Below are 25,915 nucleotides of genomic sequence, written 5' to 3'. Positions count from 1 at the left end.
CCCAACGGCGACCGAGAGAGACTGGTTGAGGACAGATACATGGCAAGCTACTCCCACAGCATGGCCGGCCAGACCTGGCGCTTCGACAGCCTGCGCGAACTGATGGCCAAGGCTACGCCGGCACGCTCCGGCGACTACCTGGCTGGGGTCGCGGCCGGCAGCGATGCCGAGCGCGCCGCCGCGCAGATGACGCTGGCCAATGTGCCGCTGAAGACCTTTCTGCAGGAGGCGCTGATTCCCTATGAGAGCGACGAAGTCACCCGCCTGATCATCGACACCCATGATGCCCAGGCCTTCGCCCCGGTCAGCCACCTGACGGTGGGTGGGTTTCGCGACTGGTTGCTCTGCGACGACGCCGACGAAGCCAGCCTCACGGCGCTGGCCCCTGGGCTGACGCCGGAGATGGTCGCAGCGGTGTCGAAGATCATGCGCATTCAGGATCTGGTCCTGGTGGCGCAGAAGACCCGCGTGGTCACCCGCTTTCGCAACACCCAGGGGCTGCGCGGGCGCATGTCCACCCGCCTGCAACCGAACCACCCGACCGACGATCCGGCCGGCATCGCCGCCAGCGTGGTCGATGGCCTGCTCTACGGTAACGGCGATGCCATGATCGGCATCAACCCGGCCACCGACAGCATGAGCGCCGTATGCACCCTGCTGGAGATGCTCGATGCGGTGATCCAGCGCTACGAGATTCCCACCCAATCCTGCGTGCTGACCCACGTCACCAGCTCCATCGCTGCCATCGAGCGCGGCGCGCCGCTGGATCTGGTGTTCCAGTCCATCGCCGGCACCGAGGCGGCCAATGCCAGCTTCGGCGTCAGCCTCAAGGTGCTGCAGGAAGGCTACGAAGCCGGCCTGAGCCTCAAGCGCGGCACCCTCGGCAACAACCTGATGTACTTCGAGACCGGCCAGGGCAGCGCGCTGTCGGCCAACGCCAACCACGGCGTCGACCAGCAGACCTGTGAAACCCGCGCCTACGCCGTGGCCCGCCACTTCAATCCGTTTCTGGTCAATACCGTGGTCGGCTTCATTGGTCCGGAGTACCTGTACAACGGCAAGCAGATCATCCGCGCCGGGCTGGAAGATCACTTCTGCGGCAAGCTGCTCGGCGTGCCCATGGGCTGCGACATCTGCTACACCAACCATGCCGAAGCCGACCAGGACGACATGGACATGCTGCTGACACTGCTCGGCACGGCGGGCATCAACTTCATCATGGGCATTCCCGGCTCGGATGACGTGATGCTCAACTACCAGACTACCTCCTTCCACGATGCGCTTTACGCCCGCAAGGTGCTCGGCCTGCACGCCGCGCCAGAGTTCGAGGCCTGGCTGGCGCGCATGGGGATTTTCCAGCAACAGGGTGGCCGCCTGCGCATGGGCGATGAGCTGCCCCCGGCATTTCGCCAGGCGTTGGCGCAGTTGTCCTGATCAATCGAGGCCGTCATGAGCGAAAAGTCCCCCGCCACCGCAAACCCCTGGCAGCAACTGCGCCAATTGACACCGGCACGCATCGCCCTGGGCCGCGCCGGCACCAGCCTGCCGACCGCTGCGCAACTGGATTTCCAGTTCGCCCACGCCCAGGCGCGTGACGCCGTGCATCTGCCGTTCGACCACACCGCCCTGCGCGAAGCGCTGCATGATCGCCAGTTACCCACGCTGTTGCTGCACAGCGCCGCCGCCGACCGGCACACCTACCTGCAACGCCCGGATCTGGGCCGGCGCCTGCACGAAGATGCCGCACGCCTGCTCGATGACTACGCCGCCGAGCACGGCCGGGGCTATGACCTGGCCATCGTCATCGCCGACGGCCTGTCATCCCTGGCTGTGCACAAGCACAGCCTGCCGTTTCTCGACCGTTTGCTGGAGCAGGTACAGGCAGAAGGTTGGTTGCTGGCGCCGGTCACCCTGGTGGAGCAGGGCCGGGTTGCAGTGGCTGATGAAGTGGGACAGCGCCTGGGGGCGAAGATGACGGTGATCCTGATTGGCGAACGCCCCGGCCTCAGTTCGCCGGACAGCCTGGGTCTGTATTTCACCTACGCGCCGCGGATCGGCCTCAACGACGCCTACCGCAACTGCATCTCCAACGTGCGCCTGGAGGGTCTGAGCTATGGCATGGCCACCTTCCGCCTGATGTACCTGATGCGCGAGGCCTGCCGCCGCCAGCTCTCGGGCGTCGATCTCAAGGACGAAGCCGAAGTGCCGACGCTGGACAACGCCGGGCCGGGTAATTTTCTGCTGCCGGATCAGCGTTGAGGCGGTTGGTCAGCGCCTACGATGCACGCCGTGGTGGACGAAAAGATCATCATCCACCCGCACTGACCACCCACGTAACCCGAACGCAATCCAGGCATCCCTGACTCGTCGTCCCCGGCTTGCATGCGAGCTAAGGACGCTATCAGTGCGCTTCGATACGGAAGCCCAGCCGCGGGAAGTGCACGTGTACGATGCCGGCACGCTCGTCCTCGCGACGCAGAATCAGCTCGTCACGCCCGGCATGCAGCAACTCGCCCTGCACCGGGTCGACACCATAGTCCACCGCAGCGATGCTCACCGCCTGGCCCGCTTTGAAGCCATTGGGGTCGACGAAATCGTCGTTCGGCAGCGCTGCCGGGGTTGCTTCACGCGCCACCGTGATCGCCTGTTCGCTGCTCATCTCGCTCAACGAACCATGGCCAAAGCCGAGCACACGGCCGAGCCAGGCGGCGACTTCCGGGTAATCGTCGACCAGTGGCGCGGTGACCGGCGTGCCGCGCAGGAACCACAAACAGTGAGCCACGGAAAAATCGGCGAGCGACGCTTCACCGAAAAGGAAATCGCCCTGCTCGCCTTGCAGCTGGCGTTGCAAAGCCCCCATCAGCGCCGGCCATTGATGCTTGGCCTGCTCCAACGGCAGACGGCTCGCCGTACCGCCGGAAAACAGCGCACCACGGTCCGCAGCAAAGGCCTTGGCGAACTCCGGCGGGACCTTGGCGAAGCGCAGCGCCATAGACTCGGGTTGGAACACCAGCGCAACGGCATGCTGGAACAGCACCGAGTCGGCCCACTGCGCCAGCAGGCTGACATTGAACGCCTGACCTTCAGGGAATAGCGCCGGAGTGGCTTTCTCGGCCTCCAGACGACGGGCGATCAGCGCGGTATCGCAATAGATGTCGGCGCCGACCTGCAGCACTGGGGTCTTGCGGTAGCCACCAGTCAGCGCAGTGAGATCGGGCTTGGGCATCAACGGCGGGATCATCACCGAACGCCAGGACAGTTGCTTGAAGCCCAACATCAGGCGGGCCTTCTCGGCGAACGGCGAGGTCGGATAGTGATGAAGGATCAACTCATGCATGGCGCGCTCCGCGTCGGATCAAAGTCCTCAGCTTACCTGCGCGGCACGTGCACGCAACCGCCTCAGGCTGATGAGCCACCATCAACGGCCAGAATGAGCGCTTCTTTGGCGCTTTTACTCAGGCGCTTGATCGCCCTTTCACGGCGCAATGCATCGCCCTTGCCGGCACAGGCTTCGATATAGGCCAGCGCCAGCGCCGGGCTGGTATGGAAGAAGCGAGCGCCCTTGCCACTCTGGTGCTGGGCGAAACGCCGCTGCGGATCATCGCTGATGCCGCAATACAGCGCGCCATTGGCGGCGCGCACCAGATAGACGAACCAGGCTTTTTCGACTGCTGCATTCATCCGCGAGCAGGAAACCACTCACGCGCAGAGCGCCACAGGCACATGCCGACGAAGTAGGCTGAAGCCAACCACCAGAGCGCCAGCAGCCAGAACTGACTGACCGGGTACTGCAGAATCAGCAACGCACTGGAGAGCATCCAGACGAAGGTCACGAGGATGTTCAGCGGCATGAACTGACGCACGCGGAACGGGTGCAGGAACTTCATCTTGGTCAGGGTCAGGCTGGCCAGCAGGACGATCATGGCCAGGGTGATCCAGGGGTGCACGTCGAGGATGTAGAAATACAGCACGACCACGTTCCACGCCGCCGGGAAGCCGACGAAGTAGTTGTCCTTGCTCTTCATGTTCAGGTTGCAGAAGCAGAACAGCGAGGACAGCAGAATCAGGCCCACGGCGAACAGCGGCGTGTAATCGGGCAGCGGAATGAAGCGATAGAGGAAGATCGCGGGGATGAATACGTAGGTGAGGTAGTCGATCACCAGGTCGAGAGTAGAACCGTCGAAATGCGGCAGCACACCCTTGACGTCGTAACGCCGCGCCAGCGAACCATCCAGCCCATCGACCAGCAGCGCCAGGCCGAGCCACAACAGGCATTGCTTGGGTTGGCCGTCGAGAACGGCCAACAATGCCAGGAGGGCGAGGATCACGCCGCTGGCGGTAACGGCGTGGACCCCCCAGGCTTTGGCCTGTTTTACGGCAACGATCAATTCGGTCACGGCAGGTCTCGATTGGCAGTGGAGGTGCGGCACCCGGTGTGCGCACTCTTTATTGAAGGCTAAGACCGGATAGCCTACCACTGCGTTCATTCGCCCGCCTCAGCGCGTACCACGAAACTGGGCCAGACCACGTGCCGCCTGTCGACGAATGGCGGCCTGAACCGGTGGCGCCCAACCCACCAGAAGCCCTTTGCCACCTAACGCCTGACGTGCCCAGCGCCATAGATCGAAGTGATCGCGATGCTCGACGATCAGCCCGTCGCGAAAAATGAAGCGCGCCTGGATGTGGTTGACCACCTGACGACCGGTGGCACTGAAACGGTAGCTGGCAACCCAGCGCGCACTGCCGGCATGATCGTCGGCATGCACCGAATCGAAGGTCAACGAGAAACCCTCGGCACGACTGCACAGCATGCGCCACATATCGCCGGCCTCAGCGCCGTGCAAGTCGACAAAGACTGGGTCGGAGAAACGCACATCTTCGGCGTAACAGCCAGCCATGGTCTCGGCATCGAGCTTCTGGAAGGCGCTGTAGAAACGCTGGATCAGATCGGCATTGGGGTGGCTCATGAGTCGCTCCTGCAGGCTTTTCATTACGTAGGGTGCGCCGCGCGCACCGCTGTCACTGCGTCGCTCACTGGTGCGCACGGCGCACCCTACACGTTCGCAAGGATGGTTCACTCCATTCTGTTCGTCCGGCGGGGACGTGGCGATTGGCTATAAAGACAACTTTGTGTCAATAATCGCCAACCTCACTCCAGGCCATCGTCATGCTGCGCATTGCCTTGTACGTCTGCCCACAAACCGTCTGTTCCAGCCTGAGCATGGCGCAGGATGCCTTCAACCTGGCCAATCGCCTGGCCGGCACAGCGCGCTTTCAGCTGCAGCGTTTCAGCCTCGATGGCCAGCCAGTGCAGTTGGATTTCGCGCAGATTCAGGTCGATGGTGGCCTACCGTTAGCCGAGCTGGCCGATCTGCTGATCGTGCCGGCCACCGGTAGCGCCATCACCCGTACCCTGGAGAGCAACGCCAAACTGCTGCCCTGGCTGGCCCGACGCGAGCAGCAACAGGTGGCCAGCCTGTGCAGCAGCGCCTTCCTGCTGGCGGCTGCCGGCCTGCTCGATGGTCGTCAGGCGACCACCCACTGGGCCCTGGCTGACGCCTTCGCCCGGCACTTTCCCCAGGTGAAGCTGCGCAGCGACTTGTTGTTGACCGAGGATGGCCCGTTGTTCTGCTCCGGTGGCGCCCAGGCCGGGCTCGACCTGTGCCTGCACCTGATTGCCCTGCATGCCGGTGAATGGCTGGCGCAGCAGGTTGCCAGCGCCATGGTCATCGAGCGCCAGCGCGGCACGCAGACCCGTTTTGCGCCACTGCTGCCCAGCAGCGAAGACAAAACCCTTGCCCCCCTGCTGACCTGGCTGCGCGAGCACCATGCCGAGGTGATCGATCTCAACCGCCTTGCGCAGCAGGCACACTGTTCGCCGCGTACCTTGCTGCGCCGTTTCAAGCAGGCCACCGGGCTGACCCCAGGCGATTACCTGCAACGCCTGCGCATCAGCCTGGCACAGCAGGCGCTGGCCGGCTCGGCGCAGTCGCTGGAGCAGGTTGCCAGCCAGGTCGGGTTCACCGACCGTGCGACCTTCGCCAAGCGCTTCAAGCAGTTGTGCGGAGAAACGCCGGGCGCCTTCCGCAAGCGCATGCGGCACAGTTAAATCCAGACAACGAAAAAGGGAGCCCGAAGGCTCCCCTGATCGATGGCGCAATGCCGACTCAGTGCAGGATCTGGCTGAGAAACAGCTTGGTGCGCTCGTTCTGCGGGTTGGTGAAGAAGGTGTTCGGTTCGGCCTCTTCCACGATCTCGCCCTTGTCCATGAAGATCACGCGGTTTGCCACGGTGCGGGCGAAGCCCATCTCGTGGGTCACGCAGAGCATGGTCATGCCGTCTTCGGCCAGACCGATCATGGTGTCGAGCACCTCTTTCACCATCTCCGGGTCGAGGGCCGAGGTCGGCTCGTCGAACAACATGATCTTCGGCTTCATGCACAGCGCGCGGGCAATCGCCACACGCTGCTGCTGACCGCCAGAGAGCTGGCCCGGAAACTTGTTTGCCTGCTCAGGGATGCGTACGCGCTCGAGGAAATGCATGGCAATTTCCTCGGCCTGGCGCTTGGGCATCTTGCGTACCCACATCGGTGCCAGGGTGCAGTTCTGCAGCACGGTGAGATGCGGGAACAGGTTGAAGTGCTGGAACACCATGCCCACTTCGCGGCGAATCGCCTCGATGTGCTTGAGGTCGCTGGTCAATTCGGTGCCATCGACCACGATGCGCCCCTGCTGGTGTTCTTCCAGGCGGTTGATGCAACGAATGGTGGTGGACTTGCCCGAACCGGACGGCCCGCACAGGACGATACGCTCGCCCTGCTGCACGCTCAGGTTGATGTCCTTGAGCACATGGAACTGGCCGTACCACTTGTTCACACCCTGCAGCAGGATCATCGGCTCGGCGCTGGGTTGTTTGATTGCTTCACTCATGACTCACTCCTCTTGAGGGGCTCGATTCAGGATTTAGCGAGCTAGAGCCAGGCAAGGCGAAAACATTCGAGGGAGCGCAATGTACGGTTGTACATGAGCATCCCGAGAGTGTTTTCAACGCCGCCTGGCCGACGCACAGCAAATACTGATCAGCTCCTAACGCTTGTGGCCGGTATCCAGTTTTCGCTCGAGATGCAGCGAATAGCGGGACATGCCGAAACAGAAAATCCAGAAGATCAGCGCGGCGAACACATAGCCCTCGGTGGCCATGCCCAGCCATGCCGGGTCGGTGGTCGCCTGCTTGATGCTGTTGAGCAGATCGAACAGGCCGATGATGATCACCAGGCTGGTGTCCTTGAACAGGGCGATGAAGACGTTGACGATGCCCGGAATCACCAGCTTCAGCGCCTGCGGCAGGATCACCAGGCCCATCATCCGCCAGTAGCCCAGGCCCATGGCCGCAGCGGCTTCGTACTGGCCCTTGGGAATGGCCTGCAAGCCACCACGCACCACTTCGGCGATGTAGGCGGACTGGAACAGGATCACCCCGATCAGCGCACGCATCAGCTTGTCGAAATGCATGCCTTCGGGCAGGAACAGCGGCAACATCACCGAGGACATGAACAACACGGTGATCAACGGCACACCACGCCAGAACTCGATGAAGGTGACGCAGATGACCTTGATCGCCGGCAGGTTGGAGCGTCGCCCCAGCGCCAGCAGGATGCCCAGCGGCAACGCACCGGTGATGCCGACAGCAGCGATCACCAGGGTCAGCATCAGGCCGCCCCAACGGCTGGTGGAAACAACGTCCAGGCCGAATACACCACCGTGCAGCAGGGTCCAGGCGATGAACGGATAGATCGCCAGGAAAGCCAGACCGTACACCGCCTTGCGCGGCATCTGCGGCACGAACAGCGGCGCCATGCCGATGATCGCCAGCCACAGAGTGGCATCCACACGCCAGCGCAACTCGGTCGGGTAGAAGCCGTACATGAACTGACCGAAGCGCTGTTGGATGAACACCCAGCACGCGCCTTCCTTGGTGCAGTCGGCGCGAGTGCTGCCGACCCAGTTGGCATCGATGATCGCCCACTGCAGCAGCGGCGGCACGATCAACCAGATCAGGTACAGCGCAAAAACGGTCAACAGGCTGTTGAACCAGTTGGAAAACAGGTTGGCCTTGAGCCAGCCCACCACACCGACGCTCATGCGCGGTGGCGGCAGGTCCGGTTTGAATGTATGAGTCTGCATGGCTGCTCCTTACCGCTCAGTCAGCGCAATGCGCTTGTTGTACCAGTTCATCAGCAGGGAAATGCTGATGCTGATCGCCAGATACACGCTCATGGTGATGGCGATCACCTCGATGGCCTGGCCGGTCTGGTTGAGCACAGTGCCGGCGAACAGCGACACCATGTCTGGATAGCCGATACCGGCAGCCAGAGACGAGTTCTTCGCCAGGTTGAGGTACTGACTGGTCAGCGGCGGAATGATCACGCGCAGCGCCTGCGGGATGATCACCAGACGCAGAGTGACGCCCGGACGCAAACCCAGCGAACGCGCGGCTTCGGTCTGACCATGGCTGACCGCCATGATCCCGGAGCGCACGTTCTCGGCGATGAATGCCGCGGTGTAGATGGTCAGTGCCAGAGTCAGCGCCATCAGCTCGGGGATCATCACCCAGCCGCCACGGAAGTTGAAACCGGTCAGCTCCGGCACACTCCACACCAGCGGGTTACCGCCGATCAGCACGGTGAGGCCAGGGATGACTACGATCAGCGCCAGCGATGTCCACAGCAGCGGGAAGATCTGGCCGGTGGCTTCACGGCGTTTCTTGGCCCAGCGCCCGAGGGCGATGATGCCGACGATGGTCGCTAGCAGCACCACGGCGAACAGACCGAAGCTCTCCGAAGGACTCGGCGCCGGCATGTACAGACCACGGCTGTTGAGGAAGAAAACTTCACCCACGTCCAGGCTTTGCCGAGGACCAGGCAGGGCTAGGAAGACCGCGAAATACCAGAAGAGGATCTGCAGCAACGGCGGAATGTTGCGGAAGATCTCGATGTAAACGGTGGCCAGCTTGCTGATCAGCCAGTTAGGCGACAGCCGCGCCACACCCAGCAGGAAGCCAAGGATGGAGGCCAGCACGATACCGATAAAAGACACCAGCAGGGTATTGAGCAAGCCAACCAGAAACACACGGGCGTAGCTGTCGCTTTCCGTGTAGTCGATCAAGTGCTGGGCAATACCGAAACCGGCGCTGTTATTGAGAAAAGCGAAGCCGGAAATGATCCCGCGCTTCTCCAGGTTGGCCTGGGTGTTCTGGAAGAGAAACCAGCCGAGCGCCACAACGGCGACGACGGCAATGATCTGGAAAGCCCAAGCGCGCACCTGCGGATCGTTCAGAAGCGATCCTCGCGGGCGCGGGGCATTAGCAGTCGTTTGCATAACAACCCTCATGGAAGCCCCGGCCGCACGCAAGCCGGCCGGAGTTCACTTAATCGGAAACGACAGCGGCAGGCCATAGGCCTGCCGCTGTGGACGGTCAACGCACCGGCGGTGCGTACTGCAGACCACCCTTGTTCCACAGGGCGTTGAGACCACGCTCGATCTTCAGCTCGCTGCCGGCACCGACGTTACGGTCGAAGGACTCACCGTAGTTACCGACTTGCTTGACGATCTGTACTGCCCAGTCTTTCGGCAGCTTGAGGTCTTTGCCGAACTCACCTTCAGTACCCAGCAGACGTGCTACGTCCGGGTTCTTGGTGTCTTTGGCAGTGGCTTCGACGTTGGCCGAGGTTACACCCAGCTCTTCGGCGTTGACCATGGCGAACAGGGTCCAGCGCACGATGTCGAACCACTCTTCGTCACCCTGGCGCACGACCGGGCCCAGAGGCTCCTTGGAGATGACTTCCGGCAGCACGACATAGTCGTCCGGGTTGGCCAGCTTGATGCGCTGTGCGTACAGCTGCGACTGGTCGGAGGTCAGCACGTCGCAACGGCCGGCTTCGACCGACTTGGCGCTCTCGTCAGAGGTATCGTAGGTGATGGGGGTGTACTTCATGCCGTTGGCACGGAAGTAGTCGGAGAGGTTCAGCTCGGTGGTGGTACCGGCCTGGATGCAGACGGTAGCCCCGTCCAGTTCCTTGGCGCTGGAAACGCCCAGCTTCTTGTTCACCAAAAAGCCCTGGCCGTCGTAGTAGTTGGTACCAGTGAAGTTCAGGCCCAGTGCGGCGTCGCGCGAGCTGGTCCAGGTGGTGTTACGCGACAGGATGTCGACTTCGCCGGACTGCAGCGCAGTGAAGCGCTCCTTGGCGGTCAGCGGGCTGTAACGCACTTTGGTAGCGTCGCCGAATACCGCGGCGGCAACAGCGCGGCAGACGTCAACGTCCATACCCAGGTAGTTGCCTTTTTCATCGGCGTAGGAGAAGCCAGGCAGACCGTCGCTGATACCGCACTGCACGAAGCCTTTCTTCTGCACTGCATCCAGGGTGGCGCCTGCCTGAGCAAAGCCACTGACACCGAGCACAGCTGCGGTGGTCAGCACAGCCAGGGTGGATTTCACCATCTTCATCAAAAACCTCCAGTTGCTCTTGTTGTGTTGGAGTCTCCGTCCGCCTTCCCCACCCTTTTGAGGCACGCGATCCGCTGGCAGCAACGGTATCGACGAGAAGTTCGAACGTCAGGCGGGAGTCTAGTCGGCTTTACCCTCTGCTGGCCAACAGCCCCTACCCTGCCCATTGGTTGAACGGGCCAGAGACGGATCGTCATCCGTCTGAGCGATCGATCGCCCTGACGGTCTATTAGGAACCCCACACAGCAGATTCCTGCCTGTTGAGCGGTGCGCAGTGGCACAGTGTTACCGTTACCGCACCGCGTCGTCAGTTCAAATGAGCCATAGCAAGCCCCGTACCAGCACATGGCAAATTGCCGGATATACGGGGGTCAAGGGCAAAACTTTCACCCGTGCGACAACTTATTCACAGATTAGCCAAGCCTTGAGCAGGGTGCCGCCCCAAATTAAGGCGCCCGCACCACACTGGAGCTACCAATGACCGCACCCATGATTTTGCAGCCCCCACAATCCGCCGATGCCAGCGTGATCTGGCTGCATGGGCTGGGGGCTGACCGCTACGATTTCCTGCCGGTCGCCGAGATGCTGCAGGAACGCCTGCCCAGCACACGCTTCATCCTGCCGCAGGCGCCAACCCGCCCGGTGACCATCAACGGCGGCTGGAGCATGCCGAGCTGGTACGACATCCTCGCCATGAGTCCGGCACGGGCCATCGACCAGGCACAACTGGAAGAGTCCGCCGACCAGGTGATCGCCCTGATCGAAGCCGAGCGCGAAAGCGCCATCGCCCCTGAACGCATCGTCCTGGCAGGCTTTTCCCAAGGTGGCGCGGTGGTGCTGCACACTGCCTTTATGCGCTATCCACAGCCCCTCGGCGGGGTGCTGGCACTCTCGACCTACGCACCGACTTTCAGCGATGACATGCCGCTGGCGGATACAAAAAGACAACTGCCGGTGCTTTGTTTGCATGGCAGATTCGACGACGTGGTGACACCCGACATGGGGCGTGCCGCGTACGACCGCCTGCACGCCTGTGGGGTGCCGGTGCAATGGCGCGACTATCCGATGGCCCACGAGGTGCTGCCGGAAGAGATTCGCGATATCGCCCAATGGTTGGGCCAATTACTGGCCACCTGACCAAACCGAAGAGATGCACGATAAATGAGCACAGCGCCCCTCATTCGTACACTGCAGGATATCGAACAGATCGAGAGTACCCCGCTGAGTGATCGCGATCTGCCCAGCAGCACCTTCGAACTGATTCGCCGCACAGCGCAGGCCAGCCCCGATGCACCGGCGCTGTCGTTCATTCTCCAGGGTACGGGGGAGGAAACTCCGCTGCGCCTGAACTATGCCGAGTTGCTCGGCAAGATCACCCAGACCGCCAACGCATTCCACCGCCTGGGCCTGCGTCCCGGCAAGGCGGTGTCCTTCCTACTGCCCAACCTGCCGCAGACCCACTACACCATCTGGGGTGGCGAGGCCGCCGGCATCGTCAATGCGATCAACCCGCTACTCGATCCCGAGCACATCGCCGAGCTGATCCACGCGTCCAACTCCGAGCTGCTGGTGACCCTGGCGCCCTTCCCCGGCACCGAGCTGTGGGACAAAGTCGATGCCCTGCGCGATCAGTTGCCGGAGCTGAAAGCGATTCTCTGCGTGGATATGGCCAACCTGCTGCCCGAACCGCAATGCAGCGCGCTCAAGGCCCAGCGCGGCCCGCTGCCGGAGGGCGTGCTGGATTTCGATGAAACCATCGCCGCCTGCCCCGCCGATCACCTGGAAAGCGGTCGCGTGATCGCCGCCGACGACATCGCCAGCTACTTCCACACCGGCGGCACCACTGGTACGCCCAAGCTGGCGCCGCACAGCCACGGCAACGAAGTGGCGATGGCCTACAGCATGAACCTGGTCACCCGCTTCGGTGTCGGCGACGTGACGCTCTGCGGCTTGCCGCTGTTCCACGTCAACGGCGTGATCGTCACCGGGCTGACGGCGTTCATCGGCGGTGCCGAGGTGCTGCTGGCTACGCCTCAGGGCTATCGCAACACCACCTTGATCGGCAATTTCTGGAAGGTCATCGAGCGCCACAAGGTCAGTTTCTTCAGCGGTGTGCCCACCATTTATGCCGGCCTCCTGCAAATTCCCAGCGAGGGTCATGACCTGTCCTCGCTGAAATACGCCCTGTGCGGCGCCGCCCCCATGCCGGTGGAGCTGATTCGCCAATTCGAAGCCAAGACAGGCCTGACTCTGCTCGAAGGCTACGGCCTGACCGAAGGCACCTGCGGCAGCTGCGCCAACCCGCCGGCCGGCGAGCGCCGCCCCGGCTCTATCGGCCTGCCCATGCCCTACTGCGAAGTGCGCATCAAGGTACTCGACGAGCAAGGGCAGTATTTGCGCGAAGCCGCGCCCAACGAAATCGGCAACCTGTGCATCCGCGGTGCCACGGTGTTCAAGGGCTATCTGCAGGCGAGCAAGAACGCCGGCATATGGGTCGATGGCGACTGGTTCAACACCGGCGACCTTGGTCGCGTCGATGCTGACGGCTATATCTGGCTGACCGGGCGCAGCAAGGATCTGATCATCCGCGGCGGCCACAACATCGACCCGCAGATGATCGAGGAAGCGCTGCACAAACACCCCGCCGTGGCCATGGCCGCTGCAGTGGGCAAGCCAGACGAGAAGGCCGGCGAATTGCCGGTGGTCTACGTGCAGCTCAAGCCGGGCGCGCAGACCAGCGAAGCCGAGCTGCTGGAACATGCCGCCGCCCATATTCCCGAGCGCGCCGCGGTGCCCAAGGACGCCTGGATCATCGATGCAATCCCGCTCACCGCGGTGGGCAAGACCTTCAAACCAGCGCTGCGTTTCGATGCCATCGCCAGGGTTTACCAGGCGGCTGTCGATGAGCTGCATCCGGCTGTTCGGGTCGAAGTGCTGAGCGATGACAAGGCCGGTCAACTGGCCCACATCCACCTGCCGAACCAGGATCAGGCATTGGCTGCCGACATTGCCGAGCGCCTGTCCGGCTACGCGGTGGGCCATCGCATCCACTTCGCAGCGTGATCCAGAGCGCGCAAGGACGCGCGCCAGTTAACAGCTTTGCACTTTCGTGCAACCACTGGTCGGCCGAGCCACTGGCAGACATTGCCACGCCTGGAGCCCGGGAATAATGTCGAACGCTATTCGTAGACACGACAGGGAGCGTTGGTGGTGCCCTCAGGCCTATTCGTCCGGCCAGGCCCGACGAGATCGCAATGAAACTGGCGCACTGGCAGGCAGACCTGCAGCAAGTTCAGCACCTGCGACTATTTCAGAATGTCGCGACCAGCAGCCTGGATCAGTTGCTGCAGGAGTTTCGCGCGTGCGAGTTGGAAGCCGGCGAAGTGTTGCTCTCCCCCTTCAATCGCAACCAGTACCTCTATCTGCTGATCGAGGGCCAGTTGCGCGTCTATCTCGGGTCACTGGACAACCAGGCCGTGAGCGCCCTCGAAGTCGGCGACTGCGCTGGTGAAATCAGTTTCATCGACAACGAACACCCCTCAGCCTACGTCGTGGCCGAGCGCCCCTCCACGGTGCTGCGCCTGCATCGCGAATCGCTGGTCGCGCTGTTTCAGCAATCACCGCAGATGATGCAGAACCTGCTGGAGCTGCTCTGTGAGCGTGTGCGCCAGGGCAACCGGCAGATTCTCGACAGCGAGCAGAATGCCAATGTCGACACCCTCACCGGTTGCTTCAACCGGCGCTGGCTGGAGCATGTGTTCGAACGCGAAAGCACCCGCTGCGCCTTCAACGACGACCCCATCTCGCTGCTGATGCTCGATGTCGACCACTTCAAGGCCTACAACGACCAGCACGGTCACCTTGCAGGGGACTACGCCCTGTGCATGGTGGCGCACACCTTGCGCAGCCAGTTGCGGCCCAAGGACAGCCTGATACGGTTCGGAGGCGAGGAGTTCGTCATTCTCCTGCCGGACATCTGTGCCGAGGCGGCACGCAGTATCGGCGAACGCCTGCGCCTCAGCCTGGAGCAGATCGCCTCTTTCTACTCGCCAGTCGGCGTTCTGCCGGGCGTCACCATCTCCATTGGCCTGGCGCAGATGCAGCATCAGGACAGCCTGCAGGGCCTGATCGCGCGTGCCGACGCCGCGCTGTACCAGGCCAAGCAACAGGGGCGTAACTGCCTCAGCGGCTGATCCCGCGCGTCGCGCTTCCCTGCTAGAGTGGCGCACATAACAACACGCCTGGATGGCTTCTCATGCGCAAACTGCTGATCGCTGTGCTTCTGCTCGTCCCCCTTTCCGCCCTAGCCGTTCTGGGCCTGCCCCAGTTACTCGACGCACAGATGAATAGCGTGGCCAGCCCGCCACCCTATCCGGCCAGCGCCAGCGCGCAGAAGCTGCACCAAGGGCTGTTCGTCGCCGACCTGCACGACGACGCCCTGCTCTGGGAGCGCGACCTGCTCAAGCGTTACGACTACGGCCACTCCGACCTGCCACGCATGCTCGAAGGGCGTCTCGGCCTGCAGGTGTTCTCCACCGTGACCAAGACCCCGCGCGGCCTGAACATGGAGAGCAACGCCGCCGACAGCGACAACATCACCCTGCTGGCCATGGCCCAGCGCTGGCCACGGGAAACCTGGAGCAGCCTGCTGCAGCGCGCCCTGTACCAGGCGCAGAAACTCAAGGACGCCAGCGCCGGCAGCGACGGGCGCCTGGTGCTGATCCGCACCCGCGCGGACCTGGCGAACTTCGTCGATGCCTGGGAAAAGGACCCGCGCCGCGTCGCCGGCCTGCTCGCCACCGAAGGCCTGCAACCTATCGAGGGCAAGCTGGAGAACATCGACGTGCTGTATGACGCGGGTTTCCGCATCGCCGGCCTGACTCACTTCTTCGACAATGAAGTCGGCGGCTCGGCCCATGGCCTGGAAAAAGGCGGGCTGACCCCACTGGGGCGCCAGGTCATCACGCGCCTGGAAGAAAAATCCATGCTGGTGGACCTAGCCCACGCTTCGCGCCCGTTGATCGACGACGTACTGGCCATGGCCAAGCGCCCGGTGCTGGTCTCGCACACCGGCGTCGAAGGCACCTGCGCCGGCACCCGCAACCTCAGCGATAAGCACCTGCAGGCCATCGCCGCCACCGGCGGGGTAATCGGCATCGGCTACTGGAGCACCGCCGTTTGCGACACCTCGGTCGCCGCCATCGTCAAAGCCATCCGCTACGCGGCGGACAAGGTCGGCGTCGAGCATGTCGCCCTGGGCTCGGACTTCAACGGCACCGTACACACGCCATTCGATGTCACCGGCTTGGCGCAGATCACCGAAGGACTGCAAGCCGCCGGCTTCGACAATGACGCCATTGCCGCGATCATGGGCGGCAATGTACAGCGCCTGCTGCTGGCCAGCCTGCCGGTGAAATGAGGTGCTGGGCGCACGGTCCTCTTGACAGACGCGAGCGAAGCACTTCGCCACGCCCGCGTCTTGCATTACACTGGCGGGCGTTCACTCCTTAACCAGTCGATGAGAAGCCCGTGCTCAAAGCACTCAAGAAAATGTTCGGCAAAGCCGAAGACGAGCAGCCACAACCAGCGCCGTCATCCGTAGCAGCGCCCGCCCAGAGCGGTGACGCAGAGCAGAAGCGCCCACGCAAGAACAAGCCCGCCCGCCCTGCCAGCGAGAGCGCAGGCGATAGCCCGGCGCCGCAACAATCCCGCCCGCCCAAGGCCGACAAACCGCGTCGCGAGCGCCCAGCCAAGCCAGTCGACACCTGGAAGCTGGAAGATTTCGTGGTCGAGCCGGCCGAAGGCAAGACCCGTTTCCATGACTTCAAGCTCGCCCCCGAGCTGATGCACGCCATTCACGACCTCGGTTTCCCCTACTGCACGCCGATCCAGGCTGGCGTACTGGGATACACCCTCAAGGGTCAGGACGCCATCGGCCGCGCCCAGACCGGCACCGGCAAGACCGCGGCGTTCCTCATCTCGATCATCACCCAGCTGCTGCAGACCCCGGCGCCGAAAGAGCGCTACATGGGCGAGCCGCGCGCGCTGATCATCGCGCCGACCCGCGAACTGGTGGTGCAGATCGCCAAGGACGCCGCCGAGCTGACCAAATACACCGGCCTCAACGTCATGCAATTCGTCGGTGGCATGGACTTCGACAAACAACTCAAGCAGCTGGAATCGCGCTTCTGCGACATCCTCGTGGCCACCCCGGGCCGCCTGCTGGACTTCAACCAGCGCGGCGAAGTGCACCTGGACATGGTAGAGGTGATGGTGCTGGACGAAGCCGATCGCATGCTCGACATGGGCTTCATCCCTCAGGTGCGCCAGATCATCCGCCAGACGCCGATGAAGGGTGACCGCCAGACCCTGCTGTTCTCAGCCACCTTCACCGACGACGTGATGAACCTGGCCAAGCAGTGGACGGTCAACCCGGCCATCGTCGAGATCGAGCCAGAGAACGTCGCCAGCGACACCGTCGAGCAGCACGTCTACGCCGTAGCCTCGGCTGACAAGTACAAACTGCTGTACAACCTGATCAGCCAGAACGACTGGACGCGGGTCATGGTCTTCGCCAACCGCAAGGACGAAGTCCGGCGCATCGAAGAGCGCCTGACCCGCGACGGCATCAGCGCCGTGCAGATGTCCGGCGACATTCCGCAGCACAAGCGTATCCGCGCACTGGAAGGCTTCCGCGAAGGCAAGATCCGCGTCATGGTCGCCACCGACGTCGCCGGTCGTGGCATCCACGTCGATGCCATCAGCCACGTGATCAACTTCACCCTGCCGGAAGACCCGGACGACTACGTGCACCGCATCGGCCGCACCGGCCGCGCCGGCACCAGCGGCACCTCGATCAGCTTCGCCGGTGAGGACGACGCCTTCGCCCTGCCGCCAATCGAAGAGCTGATCGGCCGCAAGATCCAGTGCGAAATGCCGCCGGACGAGCTGCTCAAGCCGGTGCCGCGCAAGCACTGATAAGGCCGAAGCAGAACAAAGGCGAAGCCCTCCAGCTTCGCCTTTTTCATTTGACCCCGTTGATCGATACGCCATGCAACACTACGACTACCTCATCATCGGCGCCGGTATTGCTGGCGCCTCCACCGGCTACTTTCTCGCCAGCCATGGCAAGACGCTGCTGCTCGAACGCGAGGCGCAGCCCGGCTACCACTCCACTGGCCGTTCAGCCGCGCTCTACACCGTGGCCTACGGCACGCCACAGGTCCGCGCGCTGACCGCTGCCAGTCGCGCCTTTTACGATGCCCCACCAGCCGGTTTTGCCGAGCATCCTCTGCTCACGCCACGTGGCGAGTTGGTGGTGGACTTCAGCGGTGACGCAGCCGAGCTGCAGCGCCAGTACGAGCAGGCCCGTGCGCACGTTGCAGAGGCTCGCCTGATCAGCACCGACGGGGCCTGCGCGATGGTTCCGGTGTTGCGTCGCGAGCTCGTGCACGGTGCGCTGCTCGACCCCAGCGCCGCCGATATCGACACAGCAGCACTGCACCATGGCTACCTGCGCGGCATCCGCCAACAGGGCGGGGAGATTCATTGTCTGCGCGAGGTCATGAGCATCAGCCGCCTCGCCGACGGCTGGCAGGTGGATTGCGCCGGACAGAGCTATCGCGCGAGTGTATTGATCAATGCCGCCGGAGCCTGGTGCGACGAGATCGCAGGCTTGGCCGGCCTACCCGGCATCGGTTTACAGCCCAAGCGTCGGGCCGCCTTCACCTTCAACGGCCCGACAAGCATCGACTGCCAGCATTGGCCGGCGCTGGTAAGCCTGGACGAATCGTTCTACTTCAAGCCTGATGCCGGCCTGCTGCTCGGTTCACCAGCCAATGCCGACCCGGTGGCGCCGCATGACGTGCAGCCTGAAGAGCTGGACATCGCCTTGGGCATCCATCAGATCGAAACCCACACCACGCTGCAGATTCGTCGTCCGGCGCATATCTGGGCCGGCCTGCGCAGCTTCGTCGCCGACGGCGATCTGGTTGGAGGTTTCGATACCCAGGCCGACGACTTCTTCTGGGTGGCAGCGCAAGGCGGCTATGGCATCCAGACCAGCGCCGCCATGGGCCAGGCCTGCGCTGCCTTGATTCGCCGGCAGCCGCTGCCGCCGCGCCTGGCAGAAGCAGGCCTGAATGCGGCTCTGCTCAGCCCTAGACGTCTGCTCGGTTAAGCCGTCAGCCGGGCCTCAACCGCCCTGCCGGTCGCTGGCAATCTCGGTTTTTTTGAGGCCGCCTGCCGATCTCACCACGCTCAATTCCAGCACTCGATCACGCCCACCTTCGGCGATCAGGTAACGACCATCGTCCAAGGGCAGGATCGCTTGCGGCGCCTTGAGGAACGACAGCACGGTGGTCTGTTCGCCCTGGGCATCGACCAACAGCAGGCGGGCGCGGTGGGTCGAGTCCTCGCTGATCCATAGCCCCTGCTCGTCGCAAAGCATGAACGTCGGGTTGCGCAGCCCGTCGACCACCACCGGGTCGCGACCATCCTCGCGCAGCTCGCGAATCACACCGGTTTCCTTTTCGCTATAGAGCATGCGGCCGTCGGTGCAGCGGGTGATCGACTCGGTCTCCGAGAGGTTGTCACGCACCACGCTGAGCTGCCGGTCGTCCCAGCGATAGCGCCATAGCCGACCGTTGCCCTTGCGATCCTCGATGGCATACAGGTAGTGGCCATCGTCCCACAGCCCCTGCACCTGATCGCCCTCGAACAGCTCGGAAACACGTTTGCCCTGCAGGAAGCTGACCGGCTTATCACCCGACTCCTGGCTGAACACCAGGCCACCACGGGCGCTGAGCAGGCCATCGGGTTTGGACAGGCCCTCGACCACCACTTTGCGGTCGCCGTCGGGCTGCATCAACAGGATACTGCCGCGACCATCCTGCAGTTCCTGGCTGACCAGAATGCCACCACCCGGCGCTCGTGCCAGCCCGGCCGCCTTCTGTACGCCGTCGTAGGCGACGCGATACGACCAGCCACTGGCGGCCTGCACCGGAAAGAAGTATTGCCAGGCGAAGAACGCCAGGGCAGCGGCGATCAGCGCAGCAGCTGCCAGCAGTGCGTTTCTCAGGAAACGCAGGGACGTGTTCATGTTCACAGACTCGCAAAGTGTTCGTAGAGAATTGTCGCGCCAACCAGCATCAGCACCACGCCACCGACGATCTCGGCACGCTTGCCGACCAGTTGGCCCAGCATACGACCGAGCAACATGCCCAATGTCACCATCAGGGTGGTGGCCAAACCGATACAAAGTGCTGCGACCAGAATGTTCACCTCGACGAAGGCCAGGCTCACGCCAACGGCCAGGGCGTCGATACTGGTGGCCACGGCAGTGACGGCCAGCACCCAGAAGGAATGGCGCGAGGGCTTGTCTTCAGGCGCGTCGTCATCGGCACTGAGGCCCGCATGAATCATGTGCACGCCGAGCCCGACCAGCAGAGCGAAGGCGATCCAGTGATCCCACTCGATGACGAAACGGCTGGCCGCCTGGCCGATCAGCCAGCCGATGATCGGCGTGATGGCCTCAATGGTGCCGAAGATCAAGCCGGCACGCAGGGCTTCGGCGAGGCGCGGCTTGTGCAGGCCCGAGCCCTTGCCGATGGCTGCGGCGAAGGCATCCGTCGACATGGCGAAAGACAGAAAAAGTAGCGATAGAGGATTCAAGGGAAACTCCAGCCGGGCCTGAGTCAACGACAAGCCACTGCGCGCCCGACCTGGCACAGGACTGTCGTTGGTCTCACCAATCCCAGCGGATGCGTTGGCCACGGCAGGTTGCCGAGAATGTTGACCAACGCGCCGACGCTAGCGCGACGGCAGGCTACTCCCCAAAGAGGCGCGCAGCATAACAGAAGTGTGACGCAGGAAAAGTCTCCTCGGCATACCGACTGTCAGTCACATTCGTTCCGCGAATACTTGACCCTGTAGCGGCTTCAGGGTGTTCACTTTGCGGCCCCTGGTACCGCCTCCGGGCACTTCGTACGATCACAATCACGAGCCTTGCCAATGAGCACCACTCACCAATCTCCCGCCTGGACACCTTTGCTGCTGGCCTGGCTGCTGGCTCTGTTCGCCACCCTGGCCGCCCTGTTCATCGGCGAGGTCATGGGACAGGCACCCTGCGTGCTGTGCTGGTTCCAGCGCATTTGCATGTTCCCGCTGGCCTTGATTCTCGCCGTGGCCTGCTATCGCGCGGACTTCGCCGTCTGGCACTACGCCCTGCCGCTATCAGTCACTGGGGGACTGATAGCCCTCGGCCACAGCCTGTTGTACTTCGACATCATCCCGCAGCGCATCCAGCCGTGCAGTGCCAGCGGCCCGTCCTGCACCGACGCCAACATGGCCATTCTCGGCCTGCCGCTGCCTTTACTGGCCCTGGCCACCTTCGCCCTGATCACTATTCTGCTGCTCATCGTTCGCCGGAGAACCCCGCAATGACCCGCAAAACCCTGGTCGTCACCATCAGTCTGCTGATTCTTGCCCTGTTCGCCGGTGCAGCCCTGCTCTATCAGGGCCTGGCGCCATCCGAGCAGCACGCCGAATCGGTTCACCCGGTTCAGGACAGTAGCAGCCTGGTGCGCTTCCATTCCCCCGTGGTCGGGCCAGCCAAGGCTCCGGTCACCATCGTCGAGTTCTTCGACCCGTCCTGCGAGGCATGCCGTGCCTTTCATCCCTACGTCAAACAGATCCTGGCGGAGAACCCGCAAAGTGTGCGCCTGGTGATCCGCTACACCCTCTTCCACCAGGCTTCGGAAGAAGCGGCACGCTTGCTGGAAGCAGCGCGCAGGCAGGATCTCTATCTGCCGGTACTCGACGCCATCCTTCAGGCCCAGCCGCAATGGCATGACGACGCCAGCGCCACCAAGGCCTGGGAGGCAGCCGAGAAAGTCGGTCTGGACGTAGCCAAGGCACGCGAGGAGATGCATTCACCAGCCATCGACGCCATTCTGAAGACCGACATGCAGGATGTGCAGACCGTAGGTGTACGCGGTACGCCGACCTTCTTCGTCAATGGCCAGCCGCTGCGTGAGTTCGGCCCAGCCCCGTTGCGAGCGCTGGTGATGGAAGAAGTGGCGCGGGCAGGCAACTAGCCTACCCCACCGTATCGATACAGGGCGTTGCGACCTCAGGTCTCGACACCCTGAGCCTCGAGTTGATCCGCCTTCTGCGGCTAGGCTTCATCGTCCTTCTCGGCCTGCTCCTCGCCTTCTTTACCTAGGGCGCGGTTGGTGGATTCCTGCAGGGAATCCACCTGTCGATTGACCTCATCGACCATCTCACCGACCGACTCTTCGACCAGCGTCTGGGCTTCCTTCTTCGCCTCTTCGGCGAGCTTCTGCGCGGACTGCTCGGCGGCATCGCAGCCCGCCAGAGTAATCAGCGCTACGCCTAGGACGACAGGCGCCAGGCGTTTTTTCCAAGTTTGATACATCTCGATTTCTCCACTTGCGAAACCGGGCCTCGCCAGTGTGACGAGGCCCGGTTCATACGTCAGATGTTGGCGGGCGGCTGACCGCGGGTCTTGTACAGCGACAGCAGTACGCCACCGATCAGCAGGCCCAGGGTCACGCTCAGCGACACCACGGCGGGGATCTTGCCGATGATGCCGACCAGGAAAATCTTCGCGCCGATGAACACCAGCACCAGCGCCAGCGCGTATTTGAGGTAGGCGAAGCGGTGGATCAGCGCCGCCAGGGCGAAGTACAGGGCGCGCAAGCCGAGGATGGCGAAGATGTTCGAGGTGTAGACGATGAACGGATCCTGGGTGATGGCGAAGATCGCCGGCACGCTGTCGATGGCGAACACCAGGTCGGCGCACTCGATCAGGATCAGCGCCAGGAACAGCGGCGTCACCCACAGCACGCTGCGCCCCTTGCCATCGTCCTGGCGCACGAAGAAGCGTTGGCCGTGCAGGTCATCGGTCACGCGCAGGTGCTTGCGCAGGAACTTGACCAGCACGTTGTTCTGCAGGTCCGGCGCATCATCGAGCTTGGAGAACAGCATCTTGATACCGGTGAAGAACAGGAAGGCGCCAAACACGTAGAGGATCCAGGCGAACTCGTGGATCAGTGCGGCGCCCAGGCCGATCATGATCGCCCGCAGCACCAGCACGCCCATGATTCCCCAGAACAGCACCTTGTGCTGGTACTGCCGAGGGATGGCGAGAAAGCTGAAGATCATGGCCATGAGAAACACGTTGTCCATCGACAGCGATTTCTCGATCAGAAAGCCGGTGAGGTAATCCATGCTGGCGTCGCCGCCCTTCTGGAAGAACACCCAGACACCGAACAACAGACCCGCAGTGATGTAGCCGGCGGACAGCAACAGACTCTCGCGCACGCCGATTTCGCGGTTATCGCGATGCAGCACGCCAAGGTCGAAGGCCAGCAGGGAGATGACGACAGCGATGAAGACCAGCCACAACCAAGTGGCCGTGCCGAGGAAGTCGGCGAAGAGGAACGGTTCTAGGGCAGTCATGAGCCCCTCCTACAGTCAGATTGAACAGACTGTGATTCCGACATCGCGGTGTTAACCGCCAGAGGGGCCCGGCATCACGGGCGCAAATATATTCAGGCCGCGAGCGCCGCTCAACGGGGCGAATTTTACAAGGTATTTCCAATTCTACGCCGCTACAGAGCCTGCTGCCGCCTTGTAGGAGCCAGCTTGCTGACGATCAGCCGGCGGCATCAGGATCGCCCGCAAGCGGGCTCCTACAGTAATGCTGCTCACATAAGAAAGGGTCGAACGCAATCAGTCCCCTCGCCCCTCTGGGGAGAGGGGGATATGGCAGTTCCGCGATGTTTTCGGCCATCTCCCCCAGCCCCTCTCCCATAAATGGGAGAGGGGAGCCAAACGTGTGCATCCTTAAGTGAACAGCATTAGGCTCCTACAGGGTTCGCTATTTATCCGAAGGTTTCAGAACAAGCCGAGCTGCCCGTCCAGCAGCCGCTCGAACTCGCCGCCGACGAACGGCAGGATGGCATCGGCCACCGGCTGTAGTTGGCGGCTCAGGTAGTGCTCGTAGTCGATGGGTGACTGCAAACGCTCCAGCGGCTGTGGCCCGGCAGTGGTGATCAGGTAGCTGATCCAGCCGCCGCGCTGGTATTGCAGGGGCCGGCCAAGGCGCTGGTTGTGCTCGTCGGCCAGGCGCGCGGCGCGTACGTGCGGCGGCACGTTGCGCTGGTAGTCGTCGAGGCGTCGGCGCAGGCGCTTGCGATACACCAGCAGCTCGTCCAGCTCACCGTCCAGGGTGCGTTTCACGTAGTCGCGCACGTAGTCCTCATAGGGCTGACCAGCGAACACCAGGCGATAGAGTTCCTGTTGAAAACGCTGGGCCAGCGGCGACCAGTCGGTACGCACCGTTTCCAGCCCTTTGAACACCATGCGTTCGCTGCCGTCCACGTCGTGAACCAGGCCGGCGTAGCGCTTCTTGCTGCCCTCCTCGGTGCCGCGAATGGTGGGCATGAGAAAGCGCCGGTAATGGATCTCGAACTGCAGCTCCAGGGCGCTGGCCAAGCCGTAGTCATTCTGCAGATGCTCACGCCACCAGGCGTTCACGCGCGCTACCAGCGAGCGGCCGATGCGCTCTGCCTCGTCCTCGTCATGGGCGCGTCCGAGCCAGACAAAGGTGGAGTCGGTGTCGCCGTAGATCACCGCATGGCCTTCGGCCTCGATCAGCTCACGGGTGCGCTTCATGATCTGGTGCCCGCGCAGGGTGATGGACGACGCCAGGCGCGGGTCGAAGAAGCGGCAGCCGCCGGAGCCGAGCACGCCGTAGAAGGCATTCATGATGATCTTCAGCGCCTGCGACAAGGCCGCGTTGCCCTCGCGCTTGGCCGCCTCACGGCCCTGCCAGACGCGCTCGACGATGGCCGGCAGGCAATGCCGGGTGCGCGAGAATCGCGCGCCGCGAAAACCCTCCACCGAATGTTCGTCATCCGGCTGGTGCAACCCTTCGACCAGGCCCAGCGGGTCGATCAGAAAGCTGCGGATGATCGACGGGTACAGGCTCTTGTAGTCCAGCACCAGCACCGAATCGTACAGACCGGGGCGCGAGTCCATGACGAAACCGCCAGGGCTGTTCTCGCCACGAATGTCACCGAGATTGGGCGCAACGAAGCCCAGGCGATGCATGGGCGGCAGGTACAAATGGGTGAAAGCCGCCACCGAGCCGCCGCTGCGGTCGGCCGCCAGGCCGGTGACGCTGGAGCGCTCCAGCAGGAAGGCGAGCAGATCGGTGTGGGCAAAGATACGCGTGACCAGCTCGCAGTCCTTGAGGTTGTAGAGGGCCAGCGCCGGCTTGTCCTCGTCGTACATGCGCTGGATCTCATCCATCCGCGCATAGGGCGTGTCGATGGCCTTGCCCTCACCGAGCAGGGTCTGCGCCACCGATTCCAGGCTGAACGAAGGGAAGTTCCAGGTCGCCGAGCGCAGCGCCTCAATGCCATCGATGATCAGCCGCCCGGCTGCCTCGGCGAAGTAGTGCTGGCTGCTGTTGTGCTGGCGCCAGCCCATTACGTCGCCGCCACGCCCCAGCAGCAGCGGCACCTTGAGTTGCTCGGCGTGATCGCGCAGCACGCGCAGGTCGAACTGCACCAGGTTCCAGCCGATGATGGCGTCCGGGTCATGCCGCTGCAGCCAGGCATTGAGGCGTTCGAGCAGCAACTGGCGGCTGTCGCAGTACTCCAGGTCGAAATCGACGATACTCGCGTCGCCATTGGCCGGGCCGAGCATGTAGACCTGACGCTGGCCACAGCCTTCCAGGGCGATGGAATACAGCTCGCCACGAGCGCTGGTCTCGATATCCAGCGACACCAGACGCAGCGTTGGGCGGTAATCGGCGGCGGGTTTGAGCGACTTGCACAGCAGGCTGCCGTCCTGCTGCTCGATGCCATCGAAGAGCACGCTGGCAGTGATAAAGCGCTCCATCAGGTAACGATCTGGCGGCCGAATATCGGCCTCGTACACATCGACACCGACCTGGCGCAGCTTCTTCTCCAACTGCAGCAACTGGCGGTACTGGCGGCAATACAGGCCCAACACCGGGCGACGCTTGAAGTCGCGCAAAGCCAGCTCACGCAACTCGACGCCTTTCTCATTACGCAGCAACGGCTCGGCCCAGGCACGCTGCTCGGCGGGGATAAAGGCCACCACGTCCTGGCACGGCAGCCGCACCTGGCGCGGGCCGGCATCGGTCGCCAGCCAGAAGGCCACTTCGGTGCCCTCCGGCGTGTCACGCCAATGGCGGCTAAGCACGAAGCCTTGCTGGGGTTGCGTCATCATCTTTTCAGGCAAGCACGATCTGCCCCCTCTCCCGCTTGCGGGAGAGGGCTGGGGAGAGGGTGTGAGCTTTTCCCCTCTCCCCCGGCCCCTCTCCCATGAATGGGAGAGGGGAGAAAACAGCCTC

General features: G+C 63.1%; 24 protein-coding genes. 11 read left to right on the top strand and 13 right to left on the bottom strand.

Annotated elements, in window-relative coordinates:
* Window positions 1-39 precede the first annotated feature (39 nt).
* Entirely contained in the window at window positions 40-1,434 is a 1,395-nt protein-coding gene (locus tag ACNFCJ_RS15695; protein ID WP_004424195.1) for an ethanolamine ammonia-lyase subunit EutB, read from the top strand.
* 15 nt (window positions 1,435-1,449) lie between these two features.
* Window positions 1,450-2,259: an ethanolamine ammonia-lyase subunit EutC gene (eutC, locus tag ACNFCJ_RS15690; protein ID WP_416772328.1), complete on the top strand. Its 810-nt coding sequence runs from the start codon at window positions 1,450-1,452 to the stop codon at window positions 2,257-2,259.
* Window positions 2,260-2,401: 142 nt separating this feature from the next.
* On the opposite strand, the gene ACNFCJ_RS15685 is transcribed toward eutC, so the two are convergent.
* From ACNFCJ_RS15685 to ACNFCJ_RS15670, 4 genes are all read right to left on the bottom strand, one after another.
* Entirely contained in the window at window positions 2,402-3,337 is a 936-nt protein-coding gene (locus tag ACNFCJ_RS15685; RefSeq protein ID WP_416772327.1) for a glutathione S-transferase family protein, read from the bottom strand.
* A gap of 62 nt (window positions 3,338-3,399) precedes the next feature.
* Window positions 3,400-3,681: a GIY-YIG nuclease family protein gene (locus tag ACNFCJ_RS15680; protein ID WP_099526606.1), complete on the bottom strand. Its 282-nt coding sequence runs from the start codon at window positions 3,679-3,681 to the stop codon at window positions 3,400-3,402.
* On the bottom strand, window positions 3,678-4,397 hold the full coding sequence (gene pcsA, locus ACNFCJ_RS15675) for a phosphatidylcholine synthase (RefSeq protein WP_416772325.1): 720 nt from the start codon (window positions 4,395-4,397) through the stop codon (window positions 3,678-3,680). The genes ACNFCJ_RS15680 and pcsA overlap by 4 nt, the downstream gene beginning before the upstream one ends.
* Window positions 4,398-4,496: 99 nt before the next feature.
* Complete coding sequence (locus ACNFCJ_RS15670; protein WP_416772324.1) at window positions 4,497-4,967, bottom strand: nuclear transport factor 2 family protein; 471 nt, start codon at window positions 4,965-4,967, stop codon at window positions 4,497-4,499.
* Between the two features lie 200 nt (window positions 4,968-5,167).
* Between ACNFCJ_RS15670 and ACNFCJ_RS15665 the strand changes: the two genes are divergently transcribed.
* Entirely contained in the window at window positions 5,168-6,109 is a 942-nt protein-coding gene (locus tag ACNFCJ_RS15665; RefSeq protein ID WP_416772323.1) for a GlxA family transcriptional regulator, read from the top strand.
* Window positions 6,110-6,167: 58 nt separating this feature from the next.
* Here the strand turns inward: ACNFCJ_RS15665 and ACNFCJ_RS15660 are convergent, their stop codons facing one another.
* The 4 genes from ACNFCJ_RS15660 to ACNFCJ_RS15645 all read right to left on the bottom strand — a co-directional run bounded on the left by ACNFCJ_RS15660 (window position 6,168) and on the right by ACNFCJ_RS15645 (window position 10,503).
* Window positions 6,168-6,929, bottom strand: a complete 762-nt coding sequence (locus ACNFCJ_RS15660) for an amino acid ABC transporter ATP-binding protein (protein WP_416772321.1) — start codon at window positions 6,927-6,929, stop codon at window positions 6,168-6,170.
* A gap of 156 nt (window positions 6,930-7,085) precedes the next feature.
* Window positions 7,086-8,183, bottom strand: coding sequence for an amino acid ABC transporter permease (locus ACNFCJ_RS15655; protein ID WP_099526610.1), 1,098 nt, complete (start codon window positions 8,181-8,183; stop codon window positions 7,086-7,088).
* Between the two features lie 9 nt (window positions 8,184-8,192).
* Window positions 8,193-9,377, bottom strand: coding sequence for an amino acid ABC transporter permease (locus tag ACNFCJ_RS15650; protein WP_416772320.1), 1,185 nt, complete (start codon window positions 9,375-9,377; stop codon window positions 8,193-8,195).
* Between the two features lie 97 nt (window positions 9,378-9,474).
* Window positions 9,475-10,503 (bottom strand): amino acid ABC transporter substrate-binding protein, encoded by a 1,029-nt coding sequence (locus ACNFCJ_RS15645; RefSeq protein ID WP_106734564.1) that lies wholly within the window; start codon window positions 10,501-10,503, stop codon window positions 9,475-9,477.
* A 477-nt stretch (window positions 10,504-10,980) separates the two neighbouring features.
* On the opposite strand from ACNFCJ_RS15645, the gene ACNFCJ_RS15640 reads away from it, so the two are divergent.
* The 6 genes from ACNFCJ_RS15640 to ACNFCJ_RS15615 all read left to right on the top strand — a co-directional run bounded on the left by ACNFCJ_RS15640 (window position 10,981) and on the right by ACNFCJ_RS15615 (window position 18,682).
* A complete protein-coding gene (locus tag ACNFCJ_RS15640; protein ID WP_416772318.1) occupies window positions 10,981-11,640 on the top strand; it encodes an alpha/beta hydrolase in 660 nt (219 codons plus the stop codon).
* 24 nt (window positions 11,641-11,664) lie between these two features.
* Entirely contained in the window at window positions 11,665-13,566 is a 1,902-nt protein-coding gene (locus tag ACNFCJ_RS15635) for an acyl-CoA synthetase (protein ID WP_416772317.1), read from the top strand.
* A gap of 191 nt (window positions 13,567-13,757) precedes the next feature.
* Complete coding sequence (locus ACNFCJ_RS15630; RefSeq protein ID WP_416772315.1) at window positions 13,758-14,696, top strand: GGDEF domain-containing protein; 939 nt, start codon at window positions 13,758-13,760, stop codon at window positions 14,694-14,696.
* A 62-nt stretch (window positions 14,697-14,758) separates the two neighbouring features.
* Entirely contained in the window at window positions 14,759-15,922 is a 1,164-nt protein-coding gene (locus ACNFCJ_RS15625) for a dipeptidase (RefSeq protein ID WP_416772314.1), read from the top strand.
* A 110-nt stretch (window positions 15,923-16,032) separates the two neighbouring features.
* Window positions 16,033-17,481: an ATP-dependent RNA helicase RhlB gene (gene rhlB, locus ACNFCJ_RS15620; protein ID WP_106734559.1), complete on the top strand. Its 1,449-nt coding sequence runs from the start codon at window positions 16,033-16,035 to the stop codon at window positions 17,479-17,481.
* 73 nt (window positions 17,482-17,554) lie between these two features.
* Complete coding sequence (locus tag ACNFCJ_RS15615) at window positions 17,555-18,682, top strand: NAD(P)/FAD-dependent oxidoreductase (RefSeq protein WP_416772312.1); 1,128 nt, start codon at window positions 17,555-17,557, stop codon at window positions 18,680-18,682.
* 15 nt (window positions 18,683-18,697) lie between these two features.
* On the opposite strand, the gene ACNFCJ_RS15610 is transcribed toward ACNFCJ_RS15615, so the two are convergent.
* Together ACNFCJ_RS15610 and mntP are read right to left on the bottom strand one after the other, a co-directional pair.
* Window positions 18,698-19,603 carry a hypothetical protein gene (locus ACNFCJ_RS15610; RefSeq protein WP_416772310.1) on the bottom strand — a complete coding sequence of 302 codons (906 nt, stop codon included), beginning with the start codon at window positions 19,601-19,603 and terminating at the stop codon, window positions 18,698-18,700.
* 2 nt (window positions 19,604-19,605) lie between these two features.
* Window positions 19,606-20,175, bottom strand: a complete 570-nt coding sequence (mntP, locus tag ACNFCJ_RS15605) for a manganese efflux pump MntP (protein WP_416772308.1) — start codon at window positions 20,173-20,175, stop codon at window positions 19,606-19,608.
* A 339-nt stretch (window positions 20,176-20,514) separates the two neighbouring features.
* Here mntP and ACNFCJ_RS15600 point away from each other — a divergent pair, with 339 nt between their 5' ends.
* Window positions 20,515-20,946 carry a disulfide bond formation protein B gene (locus ACNFCJ_RS15600; protein WP_125880943.1) on the top strand — a complete coding sequence of 144 codons (432 nt, stop codon included), beginning with the start codon at window positions 20,515-20,517 and terminating at the stop codon, window positions 20,944-20,946.
* Window positions 20,943-21,599 (top strand): DsbA family protein, encoded by a 657-nt coding sequence (locus tag ACNFCJ_RS15595; protein ID WP_125880942.1) that lies wholly within the window; start codon window positions 20,943-20,945, stop codon window positions 21,597-21,599. Before ACNFCJ_RS15600 ends, ACNFCJ_RS15595 begins: the two co-directional genes overlap by 4 nt.
* 80 nt (window positions 21,600-21,679) lie before the next feature.
* Here ACNFCJ_RS15595 and ACNFCJ_RS15590 read toward each other — a convergent pair whose 3' ends face one another.
* The 3 genes from ACNFCJ_RS15590 to ACNFCJ_RS15580 all read right to left on the bottom strand — a co-directional run bounded on the left by ACNFCJ_RS15590 (window position 21,680) and on the right by ACNFCJ_RS15580 (window position 25,788).
* The gene (locus tag ACNFCJ_RS15590) at window positions 21,680-21,940 is read right to left on the bottom strand and encodes a hypothetical protein (protein ID WP_416772307.1); all 261 of its coding nucleotides are present in this window, start codon (window positions 21,938-21,940) and stop codon (window positions 21,680-21,682) included.
* A 59-nt stretch (window positions 21,941-21,999) separates the two neighbouring features.
* Window positions 22,000-22,986: a TerC family protein gene (locus ACNFCJ_RS15585; RefSeq protein WP_125880940.1), complete on the bottom strand. Its 987-nt coding sequence runs from the start codon at window positions 22,984-22,986 to the stop codon at window positions 22,000-22,002.
* Between the two features lie 438 nt (window positions 22,987-23,424).
* Window positions 23,425-25,788 (bottom strand): DNA polymerase II, encoded by a 2,364-nt coding sequence (locus ACNFCJ_RS15580; RefSeq protein WP_416772305.1) that lies wholly within the window; start codon window positions 25,786-25,788, stop codon window positions 23,425-23,427.
* Window positions 25,789-25,915: the final 127 nt, after the last annotated feature.

The organism is Pseudomonas sp. NY15364, from assembly GCF_048068235.1.
Lineage (GTDB): Bacteria > Pseudomonadota > Gammaproteobacteria > Pseudomonadales > Pseudomonadaceae > Aquipseudomonas > Aquipseudomonas mendocina_D.
The sequence above is the reverse complement of the archived record's forward strand: the minus strand, read 5'-3'. Positions and strand labels throughout refer to the sequence as shown.